The sequence below is a fragment of the Arthrobacter sp. FB24 genome, assembly GCF_000196235.1.
Taxonomy (GTDB): domain Bacteria; phylum Actinomycetota; class Actinomycetes; order Actinomycetales; family Micrococcaceae; genus Arthrobacter.
On the sequence record NC_008541.1, the window covers coordinates 4,508,469 to 4,525,399 of the forward strand.

Genomic DNA, 16,931 nt, shown 5'->3' on the forward strand with positions numbered 1-16,931 from the left:
CTGCTTTCGAAAACGACGACGGCGGCGCCTCCCCAGCACGGGAGGCACCGCCGTCGAACTTCATGGCGGAGGATGCTCCGCTGTTACTCCGCCTCGACCGCTGCGGCCACGGCGGCGGAAACGGCCGGTGCGACTCGCGGATCCAGCGGGCTGGGCACGATGTAGTCGGCGGACAGCTCTGCTTCGGCCAGTTCAGCGATGGCGCGGGCGGCGGCAAGCTTCATGGCGGGCGTGATCCGGCGGGCGCCGGCGTCCAGCGCTCCGCGGAAGATTCCAGGGAAGGCCAGCACGTTGTTGATCTGGTTGGGGAAGTCGCTGCGTCCCGTGGCCACAACGGCGGCGTAGCGTGAGGCGACCTCCGGCAGGACTTCGGGATCCGGGTTGGAAAGGGCGAACACGATGGAGCTGTGGTTCATGAGCTTCAGGTGCTCCTCGTCCAGCTTCGAGGAAGAGACGCCGATGAACACATCGGCTCCGAGCAGCGCCTCGCCGGGGCCGCCGGTGATTCCGCGCGGGTTGCTGCGCTGCGCCATCTGGCCCTTCTTGCTGGCGGGGTCGGCTGCGATGTCCGCGCGGTCCTTGTTGATGACGCCGCGTGAATCGAGCAGGACGACGTCCTGGATGCCGGCGGTGAGCAGGATTTCCGCGACAGCGATGCCCGCGGCACCTGCACCGGAAACCACAACGCGGAGTCCTTCGAGTTCGCGGCCGGTCACCTTCGCTGCGCCGGTCAGCGCGGCGAGGGCCACGACGGCGGTGCCGTGCTGGTCATCGTGCATAACGGGGCAGTCCAGGGCTTCGATGAGCTTTTCCTCAAGCTCGAAGCAGCGCGGAGCGGAGATGTCCTCAAGGTTCACGGCGCCAAAGCTGGGGCGCAGGCGTACCAGGGTCTCAACGATCTCGTCCACGTCGGTGGTGTTCAGTACCAGCGGTATGGAGTCCAGGTCACCGAAGGCCTTGAAGAGCGCGGACTTGCCTTCCATGACGGGAAGCGACGCGCTGGGGCCGATGTTGCCGAGGCCCAGCACGGCGGTGCCGTCGCTGACCACAACCACCAGACGCTGGGCCCAGGTAAGGGTCTTGGCGAGCTCGGGTTCGCCGTGGATGGCGCGGCTGACCTGGGCGACACCCGGAGTGTAGGCAATGGAAAGATCGCGCTTGCTGGACAGCGGAACCGTGCTGGAGATGGACAGCTTGCCGCCCTGGTGGGCTTCGAAGATCTCCTGGTCGGTCAGCACGGTTGCCTCCTCGGAGGAACTGGCGGAGCTGTCAGCGGGAGTGATTGTTTCAGTGGACACGTCGTTGTCTCCTGGGGCTAGCCGTGGGCACACGGCACATGAAGGCTCAAGCACATAGGAGGCTCAAGGTGGGCTGGCTGGAAATTCTGCGGCCCAAGGGATGGTGGGGCCGCGGTGAAGCTCCTGCAAGGTACGGGCTGCTAGCCGCTCCGGTTCTGCAATGGTAAACAGACGCGCGGCGGCGGAATGGACACTGGGCCGACCACCCGGCATGATAAAACGTTTATTCATACTTCCAGGTGAGCTACGTCACTTAAATTTGCCGTCATGAATGCCTTGGTGGTCTAGACCGGTTACGCCTGCGCTAGCAGCGGGCGAGGAGCGAACACGCTTTTTTCAGGTCCTCTTCGGCCCCGAACAGTGACAGCCTGCGGCAGCGGACTGCCTGCACCAGGCCGGAGACGGTCAGCAGCAGAACGCGGGATTTGGCGGCGTCACCGGTTGCCGCCGTGACGGCCTGCTCTGCGATCACGTCGATCTCGCGCAGGAGAACCGTAGTGTCCTTGTCCTTTGCGTAGACGCACTGGCTCAGGCATTGCTCCACGGCTGGCTGCATCAGCCGCATGTGGAAGATTTCCATCATCACGCCCGCAACGGAATGGACACGGCCTCCGCCGGATTCCGGCCAACTTCCCACCTGCAGCTCTCCCAGCTGCTTCCGGTAGAGGCCCAGCATCAGGTGGGTGGGGGAAGGAAAGTACCGGTACAGGGTTCCCAGCGGAACATTGGCTTTCGCGGACACCTCGGACAGGCTCACGGAGTCCAGCCCTTTCCGCGCGAATCCTGCGGCGGCATCCAGGATCCGGGCGTAGCGGATCTGTTGTCTGGGCAGGGTCGGCGGCGACGCCATGGGGGGAAGATCTGGATTGAGTTCAAGCATCAGCAGCGTTCCGGGAGTGGGTTTCGTATAGCGGTCAGGCGATCCCCATCACAGCACTGCCGCAGCAATTCGAGTCCACTATACGGCACCGGTCATGGCGCCGATTAGTCAAAACGGTGGGCTCCGGCGCCGCCGCGGTGCGCCGTTTTCAGTCCACGCCTTTGATCTTCACCACGAACACAGCGCCCAGCAATCCGATCACTGCGGCGGCGACGTACAGCGAAACGTAGCCGCCCCACAGCGTGACGAACGGGAATGCAATGAGGGGTGCCAGGACCTGCGGCAGCGAATTGGCAATGTTAATGACGCCGAGGTCCTTGCCGCGGTCCAGGGCGCTGGGCAGAACCTGGGTGATGAGGGCGAAGTCCACTGCCAGGTAGGCGCCGAAGCCGATTCCCAGGACCGTAGCGCCCGCTATGGCGCCCGCCCAGTTGGGAGCAAATGCGAGGATCAGCGACGCGACGGCGATGATCACAGACGAGGCGATAACCAGCGGCTTCCGTTTGCCCATGCGGTCGCTGAGCGGACCGCCGATCACGCTGGTGACGATCACCATCACCGCGTACAGGCCGGTAAGGATCAGCACGCCGAAGGCGGGCTCGATCCCTTGCGTCTCCTTCAGGTGCACTGCATCCGTCAGGAAGAACAGCAGGTACAGGGTGACCATGTGGTTGCCGATGTTCACCAGCAGTCGGGTCAACCAGGCCCAGGCGAAGTCCGGATAGAGGAGGGGCGAGATCCAGAAACCCCTGGCAAAACCGGCCAGGCTGAATGGCGGGCGTGCCTCCGCGGGCAGCGGCACGTCGTCGCTCTTGAAGAAATACAGTGCCACGCCGGCAATCAGCGCTCCCGCGCACACCAGGTACCCCACCCCGAAGTTCCCGCTGACGACGGCGGCGATCACCGCGCCGATCAGGATTCCCACCGTCTGCCCCATCGCGGCGAGCCCGCCCACGGCACCTCGCTGAGGCACCGGCACACGGTCCGGGATCGCGGCGGTAATGGCGGCGTAGGCGCCATTACAGCCTGCCTGGACCAGGCACCAGAGGATGGTCATGACAGCCACGTTCGGAGCGCCGGCCAGGGCAATGAGTGCGGCTGCGCCAAGAACAGCCCCGAACACAACCCACGGCACCCGGCGGCCCAGCCGTGATGTGGTGCGGTCACTGAAGGCGCCGAAGAGCGGGTTGGCCACCAGGGAGACAGCGGCTCCGGCGCCGGTGACGAGCGCCAGAATGGCTTCCTTGTCACCTTCGCTGAAGTGCGCGGCCTGCTGTCCGAGCAGAACCTGGATGGGGCCGAAGAAAGCCGCGTTGATTCCCACATTCACCAGCACCACGCCGGTGGTCCAGAGCGGACGGACGCGCCGCTCCGGTTCGGCGAGCGCCGCCGTCGGGCTTCCCGCTTGCGGCGAGGCCACAGCGGAGGGGTCCGGGACGTGCCCCGGCAGATCTGACAGGCTCATGGCGGCTCCCCCGGGAACTGATGATTGGTGTCCGATCAGACTATCGTGAGCATCACGGCCCGCATGCGGGTTGTGATGCCCCCCCGATAAGCCGATTCCAAGGAGGACCAATGACCGCTTCCGCAGCCACCCCGGAAACCCCCGACAACGAAGGCATCCCCGAGAGCCGCAGAATCAACACTGCCGACCTTTACGACGAACGGGGCGAGGAACTCGATTCCATCGCGCTGCAGTTCCAGTCGCTGGGCGGCCTCTCGCACTTCAGCGGGCCGGTCCGCACCATCCGGTGCCTGGAGGACAACGCCCTGGTTAAGTCCACGCTCGGAACCCCGGGCGACGGCGCCGTGCTGGTGGTGGACGGTGCCGGTTCCCTGCGGACGGCGCTCATGGGGGACATGATCGCCGCGAGCGCCGTCGCAAACGGCTGGGCCGGCGTCGTCATCAACGGCGCCATCCGGGACCGCGAGGTCCTGGCCGACCTGCCGCTCGGCGTCAAGGCGCTCGGCAGCAATCCGCGCAAGAGCGCCAAAACCGGCGCAGGCCAAACGGAAGTGGATCTGGAGATCGACGGAGTCACGGTGCGCCCGGGCGCCATGATCTGGTGTGATCCGGACGGCATCCTGGTGGAACGCCAAGGTTAATTCTTCATTTCGCAGCGGCTTCGCAGGATAAAGGGAACAAATCGCAAAGTAAGATAGTTACTGAAAGCAACTATCAAGCTTGATCCCCTTTTCTTTGTAATGGAGCAGTCATGTCCAAAACCGCCGCCGGGCCCGTAGCCGGGGACGTCCTGACGAAGCGTCAGACCATCACAGTGATGGTGGGTCTCATGCTCGGCATGTTCCTGTCCTCGCTGGACCAGACCATCGTGTCCACGTCGATCTACACCATCGCCAACGACCTCGACGGGCTCTCCCTGCAGGCCTGGGCCACCACCGCGTACCTCATCACCTCCACGGTGAGCACACCGCTGTACGGCAAGCTCAGCGACATCTTCGGACGCCGGCCGCTCTACCTGACCGCCATCGTAATTTTCCTGGCGGGTTCGCTGTATGCCGGTTCGGTGCACTCCATGACCGAACTGGCCATCGCACGCGGCATCCAGGGCATGGGCGCCGGCGGCCTGCTGGCCCTCGCGCTGACCATCATCGGCGACATTGTGGCCCTCAAGGACCGGGCCAAGTTCCAGGGCTACTTCATGTCCGTCTTCGGCATCTCCTCGGTCCTCGGCCCCGTGGTGGGCGGCGCCTTCGCCGGGTCCGCGAACATCCTGGGCTTTGACGGCTGGCGCTGGGTGTTCTTCATCAACCTGCCCATCGGGCTGGCCGCACTGGCCGTCGTCTTCCTCTACCTGCACCTGCCCGCCAAACACGTCAAGCAGAAGATCGACTACTGGGGCGCCGCGGCCATCACGCTGGCCATCGTTCCGCTGCTCCTCGTAGCCGAACAGGGCCGCAGCTGGGGCTGGACCTCGGCGGCGTCCCTCCTGTGCATCGGACTGGGCATGGTGGGCATCATCGCGTTCCTGCTGGCCGAGAAACGCGCCGGCGATTACGCCCTGATTCCGCTCCGGCTCTTCCGGAACCTCACGTTCGGCCTGTCCTCATTGCTGAACTTCATCATCGGCATCGGCATGTTCGGCGCCATCGCGATGCTCCCGATGTACCTCCAGCTGGTCAAGGGCCTCACCCCCACCGAGGCCGGCCTGATGATGATCACCTTCACCGTGGGCATCCTCACCGGTTCCATCACCGCCGGACGGACCATCTCGGCGTCAGGCACCTACCGGATCTTCCCCATCATGGGCACTGCCGTTCTCACCGCGGCCGCCACCGTGATGGGCTTCTCGCTGGGCGTCGACACCGCGCTCTGGGTGCCGGGCCTCATCGCGGTGTTCTTCGGCCTGGGCCTGGGCTTCTGCATGCAGCCCCTCACGCTGGCCATGCAGGTGTCCGTTCCTCCGAAGGACATGGGCGTGGGCACCTCCTCCGCGGCGTTCTTCCGGTCCATGGGCGGCGCCGTGGGCACCGCGGTCTTCATTTCCATGCTGTTCAGCCTGGCCGCGGACCGCATCGCCACCGGCATGAAGGATGCCATGCAGAACGCCGACTACCTGAAGGTCCTGAAGGACCCCGCCGTGGCCGCCGACCCTGCCAACGCCAAGCTGTACGAGTTCTTCAAGAACGGCGCCACCAACGACTCCCTCAACGACACCAGCTGGCTGCACACGGCCAACCCCGTGCTCACCCGCCCCATCACCGAGGGCTTCGCACAGTCGATCGACGCCGTGATGCTCACTGCAGCCGTGCTGACCGGGGTTGCCTTCCTGATCAGTTTCGCGCTGCCGAAGAAGAAGCTGACGGACCCGAAGACGGCTTCAAAGGAGGCGGTGGCGGCCCACTAAGCCCGTCCACCGTTCCTGCGCATGCCACGGGAGGCGGCCTTCTAGGCTGCCTCCCGTGTTGTTTCCTTCGTCCACCCGCCCTAAGTGGAACCTCACAGCGTGAAGTGGCACACTGTTTAGCGCGTGTGCGCCGGCCAACAGGGCCGGTTCCGTGGTCAACGATGTCCGCACAGCTAAAAACCCAACGCATCAAAAAGCCCAAGGGAGATCCATGTCCACATCCAGCACCGAAGGCCGCCCTGGCGTTCCCCGCAAGGTGATCGGCCTCGCAATCGCGGGAGCGGTGGGCGGGTTCCTCTTCGGCTTTGATTCCTCCGTAGTCAACGGCGCGGTGGACGCCATCAAGGACGAATTTGCCTTGAGCGAGGCCGTCACCGGCTTCGCCGTGGCCGTGGCCCTCGTGGGCTGCGCTGCCGGCGCCTTCCTCGCGGGCAAGGTGGCCGACAAGTACGGCCGCATCCCCGCCATGAAGCTCGGCGCCATCCTGTTCCTGGTGAGCGCCGCCGGCACCGGCTTCGCGTTCGGCGTCTGGGACCTGATCTTCTGGCGCCTGGTGGGCGGGCTCGGCATCGGCCTGGCCTCCGTCATTGCCCCTGCGTACATCTCGGAGATCTCGCCGCGGCATGTGCGCGGCCGGCTTGCGTCGCTGCAGCAGTTGGCCATCACCACCGGTATTTTCGCCGCCCTCCTCTCAGACGCGCTGTTCGCCAACTCGGCAGGCGGCGCGGACCAGCCGCTCTGGCTCGGACTCGAGGCCTGGCGGTGGATGTTCCTCGCCGGTGCCGTCCCCGCCGTCGTGTACGGCTGGATCGCCTACACCCTGCCCGAATCCCCGCGCTTCCTGGTCTTCAAGGGCAAGGAGGACGAGGCACGCAAGGTGTTCCAAACCATCGCCCCGGCAGAGGACACCGACCGCCATATCCGCGAAATCCAGTCCGCCATCGAGGAAGACAAACTCGCAGGCCAGAAGGGCTCACTCCGCGGGAAGGTCTTCGGCCTCCAGGCCGTGGTGTGGATCGGCATCACGCTCTCCGTGCTGCAGCAGTTCGTGGGCATCAACGTGATCTTCTACTACTCCACCACCCTGTGGAAGGCCGTGGGCTTCCAGGAGAAGGACTCGCTCACGATTTCGGTGGCCACGTCCGTCACCAACATCCTGGTCACCCTCGTAGCCATCGCACTGGTGGACCGCATCGGACGGCGCCCCATCCTGCTGGCAGGCTCCGTGGGCATGGCCGTTTCGCTGGGGGCCATGGCCCTGGCCTTCGCCTCGGCAACCGGGTCCGGTGAGCAGATTTCACTGCCCGGCGCCTGGGGTCCGGTTGCCCTCGTGGCCGCCAACGTCTTCGTGGTCAGCTTCGGCGCCTCGTGGGGCCCGCTGGTATGGGTGCTCCTCGGCGAAATCTTCCCGTCCCGGATCCGCGCCCGCGCACTGGGCCTCGCCGCGGCTGCCCAGTGGATCGCCAACTTCGCCATCACCCTGAGCTTCCCCGTGATGGCGGCAGCTTCACTGCCCCTGACGTACGCCATGTACGCGCTGTTCGCGGCGGCGTCGTTCTTCTTCGTGATGTTCAAGGTTCCGGAGACCAACGGGATGTCCCTGGAACAGGCGGAGACGCTGTTCGTGCCGAAGGGCACCGTCAAGGTCTAGCCGACGCTCTCTCACTTTTGGACCGAAAAGCACAAACGCTCTCTCACCCCGGCACGGCAGGTGAGAGAGCGTTTGTGGCAAACCGGCAGGAAGTGAGAGAGGGTCGTTCGGACTAGACCACGTGGGGTTCGTGGGCCGCCAGGAAGCGGCGTCCGCCAAAGGCAATCGCGATGGCAACCACCATGGCCAGGGCGCCGGCGAAGAACGGAACCTGCGGGCCGAAGTGCTCCCCCAGCTGGGCGGCAGCGAAGGGTGCCAGTGCGCCTCCCATCCAGCGCACGAAGTTGTAGCCGGCGGACGCCACTGGACGCGGGGAGTCGGAAACGCCCATGGCCAGTTCCGTGTACACCGTGTTGTTGATGCCCAGCAGCGCACCTGAAACCACCACCAGCACGACGACGGCGGGAACCGAGTGCCCGGCGGCCAGCCCCAGCCCTGCCAGGTCCAGCATCAGGACGGCCAGCGTGCCGGTGAGCACTTTGGTGGCGCCGAACCGGTTCTGCAGCACAGGCGCCACAAAGACCGAGAAGACCGCGACGGCCACGCCCCAGCCGAAAAACACCCCGCCGATGCCGTAAGCGTCCATGCCGAGGATGAACGGCGTGAAAGCCAGGATGGTGAAGAAGCCGTAGTTGTAGAACAGGCCGCTGGCCGCCGTCGTGCGCAGTCCCTTGTGGCCCAGGGCGAGCAGGGGGTCGCGGAGCCTGACCTTCCGCTCCGGCAGCGGGGTTGTGGGGAGCAGCCCGATGAGGGCAATAAAGGCCGCTGCCATGAGCACGGCGGTGCCGAAGAACGGTGCCCGCCACTGCCAGCCGCCCAGCAGGGCACCCAGGAGCGGGCCGAGGGAAATGCCCAGGCCCAGGGCCGCCTCATAGAGGATGATCGCCGTGCCGGCGCCCCCGCTGGCCACTCCCACAATGACGGCGAGGGCGGTGGCCACGAAGAGCGCGTTGCCCAGGCCCCACCCGGCACGGAAGCCGATCAGTTCACCGACGCTGCCTGACATTCCGGACAGCGAAGCGAAGACCACGATCACCGACAGGCCGATCAGCAGGGTCTTCTTGCCGCCGATCCGGGAAGATACAAAACCGGTGATCAGCATGGCCACCGCAGTGACCAGGAAATAGCTCGTGAACAGCAGGGACACCTGGCTTGGGGTGGCGTCCAGGTTCTTGGCGATCGCCGGGAGGATCGGATCCACCAGCCCGATCCCCATGAATGCGAATACCGCAGCGAGGGCCGTGGCCCATACCGCCTTGGGCTGCTTGAGCAAGGAGGCCTTCTCGGCTTCCAGGGTTTCTTCTACTGCTGGCCGCGTGGCGGCGAGCTGGCCTTCCATGAAGGGCACTCCTAGGTTGTGGGTATTAGTTGTGAAGGGTTCCGTTAATCTTTTCGATCACCGGGAGCGCGGCGGCGAGGGCCTGCCGGTCATCATCGGTGAGGGTTTCGAGGATTCCGGCCATGACGGCGTTGCGCCGCTCATTGGCGGAGTCGACGGCGGCGCGGCCTTCTGCGGTCAGCACCACCCGCACAGCGCGCGAATCGTCCGGATCGGGGTCGCGGCGCACGAGGCCGGCCTTCTCGAGCTTGATGATCTGCTCGGTGGCGCTGGGCACCCGGACGCCCAGGTTCCTGGCTATTTCGCCGACCCGGACGCCGTCGCCAAGCAGCATCCTGAGCGTGCTGAGCTGCGCGGCGCTGAGCTCGCCCTCCGCGTCGAGGCGGCGGACCAGGTAGACGCTGTGGCGGAGCGCTTCCCGGAAATCCTGGGCGAGGGTCTGCAGCGCGACGGGCGCGGACTGAACGTTGTTCATAGTTAGGTAGCCTAACAGTTAGGGTACCTAAAAATCAACCAAACGCTCTCTTACTTTTCGCACGAAAAGGCCAAACGCTCTCTCCCTTCGGGCCGCCTCACGGGGCGTCAAAGCGTGAGCTTCATGCCTTCATGGCTGGCTGCGAAGCCGAGACGTTCGTAGAAGCGGTGGGCATCTCTGCGGGACTTATGGGTGGTCAGCTGCATCAACGAGCACCCCCGACGGCGGGACTCGTCGGCTGCCCACGTAACCATGGCAGCTCCGATCCCAAGGCCACGCAACTGCGCAGACACCCTCACGGCTTCGATTTGGCTGCGCCAGGACCCCCGCCGGGAGAGGCCCGGAATGAAGCTCAGCTGGAACGTGGCCACAACCGGGCCGGCCGGCTTCCCCTGCCCAAGGAGCTCGCCGACGACCAGAAGGTGGCAAGGATCGGCGTCGATCGCTTCGAAGGCACGCTGATACGGTGCCATGTCCGAGGTGTCCTCGCGGCTCGCACCCAACCGGTCGTCAGCCAGCAGCTCCAGGATCAGGGGGAGGTCAGCCCGCGTCGCGCGGCGGAGGCGGAGAATGCCGCCGTCGACGTCGAGGGTCAGCAGGGCGGGCTGGTCCGGGAGGGCGGGCTGGTTGAATCGCTCGGAGGTCACGCGACCAGCCTGCCACAGACGCCCTCTCACTTCCGACGCAAAAAACACAGACGCCCTCTCACCCGGCCAGGCGGTGGACCAGTTCAGGGTGAGAGAGCGTCTGTGAAAAAGCGGGAGGAAGTGAGAGAGCGTCGGCAGGGGAGGCCTTAGGCCTTGACCTCCGCCTTGACCTCTTCCACCAGCGCCTCGACGGCGGCAAAGAGCGGATGCCCGGGCGTCAGGCCGGTCACCTTCTCCGTGGCCTCGGCGGCCGTGGACGACGCCACGATCTGCGCCAGCTCGGCGGCCTCGGCGTCGGCGGGATCATTGAATCTCAGGGCAGCGGCAATGGCTCCCAGAAGCGCCTCCGGCACGATTCCGCGTTCGGCCAGCTCCGCTGCCGGGCCGATGAACCGCTCGTGCCGGCTGAGCTTGCGGAGCGGTGCCCTGCCCACCCGGTTGACGGTGTCCGGGAGGTGCGGGTTGGTGAAGCGGCCCAGGATCTTCTCCACGTAGGCTTCCTGCTCCTCGCGGTTGAAGCCGTGCTTGTGGATCAGCAGCTCCTTGGTCTCGTCCAGGACAGCGCGCACATCCGCAGCCACATCCTGGTCCGCCATGGCCTCGGAGATCTTGCTTAGCCCCGCCTCGAACCCGAAGTACGCAGCGGCGGCGTGCCCGGTGTTCACGGTGAACAGCTTCCGTTCGATGTACGGCTCCAGGTTGTCCACAAACGTGGCGCCCGGGATGACCGGCACATTGTCCCCGAAGGGCGTCCGGTCGATGACCCACTCGTAGAACGTCTCCACCGTGACATCCAGGCCCTTGCCCGGCTCCTGGTTGGGGACGATCCGGTCCACGGCCGTGTTGGCGAACACGGCCACGGCCTCGAGCGGTCCCGCAGCGGGGTCCCACTGCGCTGCCACTTCATCCCGCAGGATGTCCGTGGCGTTGATGGCGTTCTCACACGCCATCACCTGCAGCGGGGCCAGCCCGGCGGCCCTCGCGGCGATGCCCTTGGCAATCACGGGGGCCACGAACTTGAGGATGTGCGGCCCCACCGCCGTGGTGACGACGTCCGCCGTCGCGATTTCCGCCACCACGTCCGCTTCCTGGGTCGCGGAGTTGAGCGCCCGGAAGTTATCCACGGTCCGGACCGTGGGGTTGTCCCCCACCTCGTGGACGTCGTAGCTGTCCGCGGCGGCGAGCTGAGAGATCAGCTCCTCCGCGACGTCGGCAAACACGAGCTCGTAGCCTGCCTGGTGCAGCAGCAGTCCCACAAAGCCGCGGCCGATGTTCCCGGCTCCAAAATGGACAGCCTTCACTATGCGTTGACCTTTCCGAACAGTTCCAGCACTTCGTCAACCGTGGTGGCCGCCTCGAGCTGTGCCACCTGGGCCTTGTTGGTGAACACCTTCGCGATGGAGGACAGGATCTGCAGGTGCTCGTTGTTGATGCCGGCCACGCCCACCACAAACTTGACCTCCTTGCCGTTCCAGTCGATGCCGTTCGGGTAACGGATCACGGACACGGCGGACTTCATGATGTGGTCCTTGGCGGCGTTGGTGCCGTGCGGAATGGCCAGGAAGCTCCCCATGTACGTGGACACGGATTCCTCGCGTTCGTGCATGGCATCGATGTAGCCACTGTCCACGGCGCCGCGGTCCAGCAGCAGCCGGCCCGCTTCGTCGATTGCGGCGTCGCGGGTGGTGGCCGTGCCATTGAGCACAACGCTGTCAGCCACCAGGATGTCCGACGGCGTTGCGGCTTCGGCAGCTGACGGGGCTGCAGTCGCCACTGGCGCCGCAGCGGCAGCGGGAGCAGCGGCGCCAGCCGTTCCTTCGGTGTTGCTGCTCTTGACCAGCTCCACGATCTCGTCATAGCGCGGGCTGTTCATGAAGTTGTCCACGGATACGTGCACGGCGCTGCCCGTGGCGGGTTTGGCCCGCTCGGTCAGGTCCTGGTGGGTGATGACCACATCGTAGGTGTCGCTCAGGTTCGCAATGGCGGAGTTGGTGACCTTGACGTCGGGGAAGCCGGCCGCCTTGATCTTGTTCCGCAGAACCGAAGCGCCCATGGCGCTTGAGCCCATGCCGGCGTCGCAGGCAAACACGATGTTCTTGATGGGGCCAGCCATAACGGCCGTCGTTGCTCCCGCACCGGTCAGGGTGGAGGAGATGGAGCTCTTTTTGCCCTTCATGGACTCCATCCGGGAGGTGGCGGCGCTCAGGCTGTCCTCCTCGGTTTCGCCCACGGGGGTCTTGCTGGACTTCAGGATCACCGAAGCGATCAGGAAGGACACCGTGGCGGCGAGCAGCACGGACAGCGCCACTCCGAAGTAGCTGTCGCTGGCGGTCGCGGCGAAGACGGCGATGATGCTGCCCGGGGCGGCCGGGGAGCGCAGGCCTGCGCCGGTGAGCACCAGGGTGAAGATGCCCGTCATCCCGCCTCCGATTGCGGCCAGGATGATGATGGGCTTCATCAGTACGAACGGGAAGTAGATTTCGTGGATACCGCCAACAAACTGGATCAGGGCGGCGCCGGGGGCTGACGCCTTGGCCAGGCCCTTGCCGAAGATCATGTACGCAAGCAGGATGCCCACGCCGGGACCCGGGTTGGCTTCGAGCAGGAACAGGATGGATTTTCCGTTTTGCAGTGCCTGTTCCGTACCCAGCGGCGTCAGGATGCCATGGTTCACGGCGTTGTTCAGGAACAGTACCTTGGCCGGCTCGATGAAGATGCTGGTGAACGGCAGCAAGCCGTTGTTGACCAGGAATTCGACGACGGAACTGGCGCCGTTGCTGAAGGCCTTCACCACCGGGCCGATCACCAGCATGCCCACGATGGCCATGGCTGCTGCCACGATGCCTGCGGTGAAGTTGTCGATCAGCATCTCGAAGCCCGGCTTGACCCGGCCTTCCCAGATCTTGTCCAGCTTCTTCATGATCCATGCGGTCAGCGGGCCCATGATCATGGCGCCGATGAACATGGGGATGTCCGTACCGACGATCACGCCCATAGTTGCGGCCGCGCCGACAACGCCGCCACGGACGCCGTGGACCATGCGACCGCCGGTGTAGCCGATCAGGAGCGGAAGCAGGAAGGTGATCATCGGGCCAACGAGCTTGGCCAGTTCCTCATTGGGAGTAAAGCCCGCCGGAATGAAGAAGGCCGTGATGATGCCCCAGGCGATGAAAGCGCCGATGTTGGGCATGATCATTCCGGACAGGAACGTCCCGAATTTCTGGACGCCAACCCGCAGGCTGGTGCGGGGTTTTGCAACTGTCTCTGTTGCCATGTGATTTCCTAACCGTGATTCCTGCTGCACCGCAGGATGGTCCGATATTTTCGACGACTAGCTGGTGGAACTTGTGGAGATCCGGTGGAGCCATTCGAGAAAGAGCTTGAGTTCCGAGCTGGAGAGCTGATCCGAGTGCGATGCCTGGAGCGCGGCGTTCAAGGCGATTGCTGCGACCACAACCGACGATTTACCGGACGTGTCGGGACCGGCGCCGTTGGCCTGCTCCGCGGACACCGCGAAAATCATGGCGTCACGGGTCATGGTGGATAGTTCAAGGTTGCGTTCCGCGGCAGGTTCCGCAATCAGCATCAGCGTCACGCCCACGTTCGCCGCCAGTATGCTTCTGGCCGCCTCACGCGGCTGCACGTTCAGCTGCCCTGCCACTGCCGCTTTGTTCAGCATTTCCTCCATGAGCGCCTCGGCATCGGCGACGATGGCCGGACGGCTCTCAGGACGAATGTTGCCAAACATGACCAGGTACAGTTCCGGCTGGTTCAGCCCGAACTGCACATGGTTGTCCCACATCCGCCTGATGTCTTCCAGCGGATGTCCGGACGGCGCGAAGTCGCGTTCGCCGGCCACGTACTCTTCGAAACCCGCCGCGACGACGGCGTCAAACAGCCCTTCCTTGTCACCGAAGTGGTGGTAGAGGGTGGGAGCGGAGACCCCTGCCAGCTGGGTGATCTGGCGGGTGGAAACTGCCGCGCCCCCGGAGTTGGCCAGCAGTTCGGCGGCTGCACGCAGCAACCGAACTTTGGGCGGAAGCTGGCCATCGAAACTCATAACCGCTACCCTAGCACCTATAGCAACGCTATATGAAGTGCATCACATACAATTTTTTCAGGCACCGCAAAAGCCGTCGGACGTAGCCGTCGCGACGGTCCGGGCAATCGCCCGGGCAACGAATGGCGGGGCCTGCTTACGGCAGAGAACGAGGACCTTCAGTGCAGAACTTCCAAGGAGTAGGCGTCAGCCCCGGCCGGATCATCGGCACCATCCGCCAAATGCCCAAGCCCATCAGTGAGCCGCCGGCAGGCGAACAGCTGCCCGCCGGCGTCACGGCCGAGGACGCGACAGCCGCCCTCAAGTCGGCGTCCCAGGCTGTGCACGACGAACTGAAGGCCCGTGCCGCCCACGCGACGGGCGACGGCAAGGCTGTCCTGGAAGCCACGGCACTGATGGCCAAGGACACCATGCTGATCAAGGGCGCGGCCAAGCTCGTTGCCCGAGGCGTCTCGGGTGAGCGCGCCATCTGGGAGTCCGGCTCCTCCGTCTCGGAAATGCTTCACAACCTGGGCGGCTACATGGCCGAGCGCGCCACGGACGTCCTGGACGTGCGCGCACGGATCGTCGCCGAGCTGCGGGGCGTGCCCGCCCCCGGCATCCCCGCCTCCAACACGCCGTTCGTCCTGGTGGCCGAGGACCTGGCCCCCGCCGACACCGCCACCCTGGACCCGAACAAGGTCCTGGCGCTCGTCACGGCAGGCGGCGGCCCCCAGTCCCACACTGCCATCATCGCCCGCTCCCTCGGCCTTCCTGCCGTCGTCGCCGCAGTAGGCGTGGACGAGCTCCCGGACGGCATGGAGGTCTATGTGGACGGCGCCGCCGGCACCGTCACGTCCGAGCCCGACCAATCCTTGCGTGCCGCAGCGGACGCATGGGCGGCCACAGCTTCCCTGCTGGCCGAGTTCAGCGGCACGGGCGCGACGGCGGACGGCCACCTGGTGCCTCTCCTCGCCAACGTAGGCGGCGGCAAGGATGCCGAGGCGGCCGCGAAGCTCGGCGCCCAGGGGGTGGGACTGTTCCGTACCGAATTCTGCTTCCTGGAACGGGACACCGAGCCCACCGTGGAGGAACAGGCAGCAGCCTACAAGAGCGTCTTTGATGCCTTCCCGGGCAAGAAGGTGGTGCTGCGGACGCTCGATGCCGGCGCCGACAAGCCGCTCCCCTTCCTGACTGACTCCACCGAGCCCAACCCCGCACTGGGCGTCCGCGGCTACCGCACGGACTTCACCACGCCGGGCGTGCTGGACCGCCAGCTGGAAGCAATCGCCCTGGCCGAGAAGCAGTCCGAAGCGGACGTGTGGGTCATGGCCCCGATGATCTCCACGGCGGAAGAGGCCGCCCGCTTCGCCTCCATGTGCGCCGATGCCGGGATCAAAACCCCGGGCGTGATGGTGGAGGTCCCCTCTGCCGCGCTGACGGCCGAGGCCATCCTTCGGGAAGTGGAATTCGCCAGCCTGGGAACCAACGACCTCACGCAGTACGCCATGGCCGCCGACCGCCAACTCGGCCCCTTGGCCGCGCTGAACACGCCCTGGCAGCCCGCCGTGCTGCGCCTCGTCGGCCTCACCGTTGAGGGCTCGCGCGCAGAAGGTCACAACAAACCCGTGGGCGTCTGCGGCGAGGCTGCCGCGGATCCGGCCCTCGCCGTCGTGCTGACCGGGCTGGGCGTCACCACACTGTCCATGACCGCACGCTCCCTTGCGGCCGTGGCCGCCGTGCTCAAGACCGTCACGCTGGCCGAAGCGCAGGACCTGGCCAAATTGGCGCTGTCCGCACCGAGTGCCACTGAAGCCCGGGCCTGGGTGCGCGAGAAGCTGCCCGTGCTCGCCGAACTCGGCCTCTAAAAGCCGCCCACCGACAATCCATCAGGAGAAGCAATGCCCGAACGTACCGCAACCATCGCCAGCCGCTCAGGCCTCCACGCCCGCCCTGCCGCGCTGTTCGCCGAAGCGGCCGGCAATGCCGGCGTTGACGTCACCATTTCCATGCAGGGCGAGCCTGCGGAGGAAGCACTCGATGCCGCCAGCATCCTTTCGCTGATGACGCTGGGGGCCGCCAAGGGAGACGTCGTGGTGCTGCGGGCCGACGGCGACGGCGCCGACCAGGCACTGGATGCTCTGGTCACCCTCCTGGAGACGGACCTCGACGCCGAATAGCGGCGTCGGTACCGGATCATCGATACCGGCCGGGTCACGCCGGGGGCGCTAGGATTTCCGCATGGCACTGATTGCTCCACGCGTGACGGCCGGGCTTCCCGGCGATGAAGCCCTGAATCTGAAGCGTGCCCTCGACGGCAGCCATGACATCACCGTGTTTGTGGACGGCACGGTCCACCGGTTGCCGCCGCAGGCGCGCGACGCCGTCGTGGATCTCCTGAGCCGTTTCAGCCGTGGCGAAGCGGTGACGGTCAGCAGCGTTGAGGAAATGCTGACCACCTCCCAGGCCGCGGACCTCGCCGGGATCTCGCACACGTACCTTCGCAATATGACGGACCGCGGCGAAATTCCGGTGGAGTACCGCGGCACGCACCGTCGGATCCGGCTGGCGGCCATCATGGAGTGGCTGGAGACGCAGAAGAAGACCAAGGCGGCCGGCAGCAGCGACGAGCCGCTTTGATGTAGCGCCGGATGCGATTTGTGAAGCAGTGATAAGGATCAAGCAACGATCCCCGCTTACCGCCGAAACGCCGCAAAGGCCGGGGTTACCCTT

Annotated in this window: 15 protein-coding genes; 6 read left to right on the forward strand and 9 right to left on the reverse strand. The window is 65.6% G+C overall.

The features are described 5' to 3' along the window. Positions 1–83 precede the first annotated feature (83 nt). The 3 genes from ARTH_RS20270 to ARTH_RS20280 all read right to left on the reverse strand — a co-directional run bounded on the left by ARTH_RS20270 (position 84) and on the right by ARTH_RS20280 (position 3,643). The gene (locus ARTH_RS20270) at positions 84–1,298 is read right to left on the reverse strand and encodes an NAD(P)-dependent malic enzyme (RefSeq protein WP_011693817.1); all 1,215 of its coding nucleotides are present in this window, start codon (positions 1,296–1,298) and stop codon (positions 84–86) included. Between the two features lie 304 nt (positions 1,299–1,602). Continuing rightward, positions 1,603–2,148 carry a TetR/AcrR family transcriptional regulator gene (locus ARTH_RS20275; RefSeq protein ID WP_232223561.1) on the reverse strand — a complete coding sequence of 182 codons (546 nt, stop codon included), beginning with the start codon at positions 2,146–2,148 and terminating at the stop codon, positions 1,603–1,605. Positions 2,149–2,326: 178 nt separating this feature from the next. Next, positions 2,327–3,643, reverse strand: a complete 1,317-nt coding sequence (locus ARTH_RS20280; RefSeq protein WP_011693819.1) for an MFS transporter — start codon at positions 3,641–3,643, stop codon at positions 2,327–2,329. 110 nt (positions 3,644–3,753) lie between these two features. Between ARTH_RS20280 and rraA the strand changes: the two genes are divergently transcribed. The 3 genes from rraA (at position 3,754) to ARTH_RS20295 (ending at position 7,698) form a co-directional block, all read left to right on the forward strand. After that, positions 3,754–4,284 (forward strand): ribonuclease E activity regulator RraA, encoded by a 531-nt coding sequence (gene rraA / locus ARTH_RS20285; RefSeq protein ID WP_011693820.1) that lies wholly within the window; start codon positions 3,754–3,756, stop codon positions 4,282–4,284. 110 nt (positions 4,285–4,394) lie between these two features. Continuing rightward, positions 4,395–6,047, forward strand: a complete 1,653-nt coding sequence (locus ARTH_RS20290) for an MDR family MFS transporter (protein WP_011693821.1) — start codon at positions 4,395–4,397, stop codon at positions 6,045–6,047. A 211-nt stretch (positions 6,048–6,258) separates the two neighbouring features. Next, positions 6,259–7,698, forward strand: coding sequence for a sugar porter family MFS transporter (locus ARTH_RS20295; protein WP_011693822.1), 1,440 nt, complete (start codon positions 6,259–6,261; stop codon positions 7,696–7,698). 112 nt (positions 7,699–7,810) lie between these two features. Here ARTH_RS20295 and ARTH_RS20300 read toward each other — a convergent pair whose 3' ends face one another. From ARTH_RS20300 to ARTH_RS20325, 6 genes are all read right to left on the reverse strand, one after another. Then, a complete protein-coding gene (locus ARTH_RS20300) occupies positions 7,811–9,037 on the reverse strand; it encodes an MFS transporter (protein ID WP_011693823.1) in 1,227 nt (408 codons plus the stop codon). A 25-nt stretch (positions 9,038–9,062) separates the two neighbouring features. Continuing rightward, positions 9,063–9,512 (reverse strand): MarR family winged helix-turn-helix transcriptional regulator, encoded by a 450-nt coding sequence (locus ARTH_RS20305; RefSeq protein WP_011693824.1) that lies wholly within the window; start codon positions 9,510–9,512, stop codon positions 9,063–9,065. 107 nt (positions 9,513–9,619) lie between these two features. Further along, positions 9,620–10,159 carry a GNAT family N-acetyltransferase gene (locus tag ARTH_RS20310; protein WP_011693825.1) on the reverse strand — a complete coding sequence of 180 codons (540 nt, stop codon included), beginning with the start codon at positions 10,157–10,159 and terminating at the stop codon, positions 9,620–9,622. Between the two features lie 146 nt (positions 10,160–10,305). Continuing rightward, on the reverse strand, positions 10,306–11,460 hold the full coding sequence (locus ARTH_RS20315) for a mannitol-1-phosphate 5-dehydrogenase (protein WP_011693826.1): 1,155 nt from the start codon (positions 11,458–11,460) through the stop codon (positions 10,306–10,308). Continuing rightward, positions 11,460–13,433: a PTS mannitol transporter subunit IICBA gene (locus ARTH_RS20320; protein WP_011693827.1), complete on the reverse strand. Its 1,974-nt coding sequence runs from the start codon at positions 13,431–13,433 to the stop codon at positions 11,460–11,462. The genes ARTH_RS20315 and ARTH_RS20320 overlap by 1 nt, the downstream gene beginning before the upstream one ends. 57 nt (positions 13,434–13,490) lie before the next feature. After that, complete coding sequence (locus ARTH_RS20325; protein WP_011693828.1) at positions 13,491–14,219, reverse strand: TetR/AcrR family transcriptional regulator; 729 nt, start codon at positions 14,217–14,219, stop codon at positions 13,491–13,493. A gap of 161 nt (positions 14,220–14,380) precedes the next feature. Here ARTH_RS20325 and ptsP point away from each other — a divergent pair, with 161 nt between their 5' ends. The 3 genes from ptsP (at position 14,381) to ARTH_RS20340 (ending at position 16,838) form a co-directional block, all read left to right on the forward strand. After that, positions 14,381–16,066 (forward strand): phosphoenolpyruvate--protein phosphotransferase, encoded by a 1,686-nt coding sequence (ptsP, locus tag ARTH_RS20330; protein WP_011693829.1) that lies wholly within the window; start codon positions 14,381–14,383, stop codon positions 16,064–16,066. 33 nt (positions 16,067–16,099) lie between these two features. Next, on the forward strand, positions 16,100–16,378 hold the full coding sequence (locus ARTH_RS20335) for an HPr family phosphocarrier protein (protein WP_011693830.1): 279 nt from the start codon (positions 16,100–16,102) through the stop codon (positions 16,376–16,378). A gap of 61 nt (positions 16,379–16,439) precedes the next feature. Continuing rightward, positions 16,440–16,838: a helix-turn-helix domain-containing protein gene (locus ARTH_RS20340; RefSeq protein ID WP_011693831.1), complete on the forward strand. Its 399-nt coding sequence runs from the start codon at positions 16,440–16,442 to the stop codon at positions 16,836–16,838. Positions 16,839–16,931: the final 93 nt, after the last annotated feature.

Coding starts and splice junctions, on each gene's coding strand:
- ARTH_RS20275 (WP_232223561.1), bottom strand. CDS start 2,148: ATGGCGTCGCCGCCGACCCTGCCCAGACAACAGATCCGCTACGCCCGG.
- ARTH_RS20280 (WP_011693819.1), bottom strand. CDS start 3,643: ATGAGCCTGTCAGATCTGCCGGGGCACGTCCCGGACCCCTCCGCTGTG.
- rraA (WP_011693820.1), top strand. CDS start 3,754: ATGACCGCTTCCGCAGCCACCCCGGAAACCCCCGACAACGAAGGCATC.
- ARTH_RS20290 (WP_011693821.1), top strand. CDS start 4,395: ATGTCCAAAACCGCCGCCGGGCCCGTAGCCGGGGACGTCCTGACGAAG.
- ARTH_RS20295 (WP_011693822.1), top strand. CDS start 6,259: ATGTCCACATCCAGCACCGAAGGCCGCCCTGGCGTTCCCCGCAAGGTG.
- ARTH_RS20300 (WP_011693823.1), bottom strand. CDS start 9,037: ATGGAAGGCCAGCTCGCCGCCACGCGGCCAGCAGTAGAAGAAACCCTG.
- ARTH_RS20305 (WP_011693824.1), bottom strand. CDS start 9,512: ATGAACAACGTTCAGTCCGCGCCCGTCGCGCTGCAGACCCTCGCCCAG.
- ARTH_RS20320 (WP_011693827.1), bottom strand. CDS start 13,433: ATGGCAACAGAGACAGTTGCAAAACCCCGCACCAGCCTGCGGGTTGGC.
- ARTH_RS20325 (WP_011693828.1), bottom strand. CDS start 14,219: ATGAGTTTCGATGGCCAGCTTCCGCCCAAAGTTCGGTTGCTGCGTGCA.
- ARTH_RS20335 (WP_011693830.1), top strand. CDS start 16,100: ATGCCCGAACGTACCGCAACCATCGCCAGCCGCTCAGGCCTCCACGCC.
- ARTH_RS20340 (WP_011693831.1), top strand. CDS start 16,440: ATGGCACTGATTGCTCCACGCGTGACGGCCGGGCTTCCCGGCGATGAA.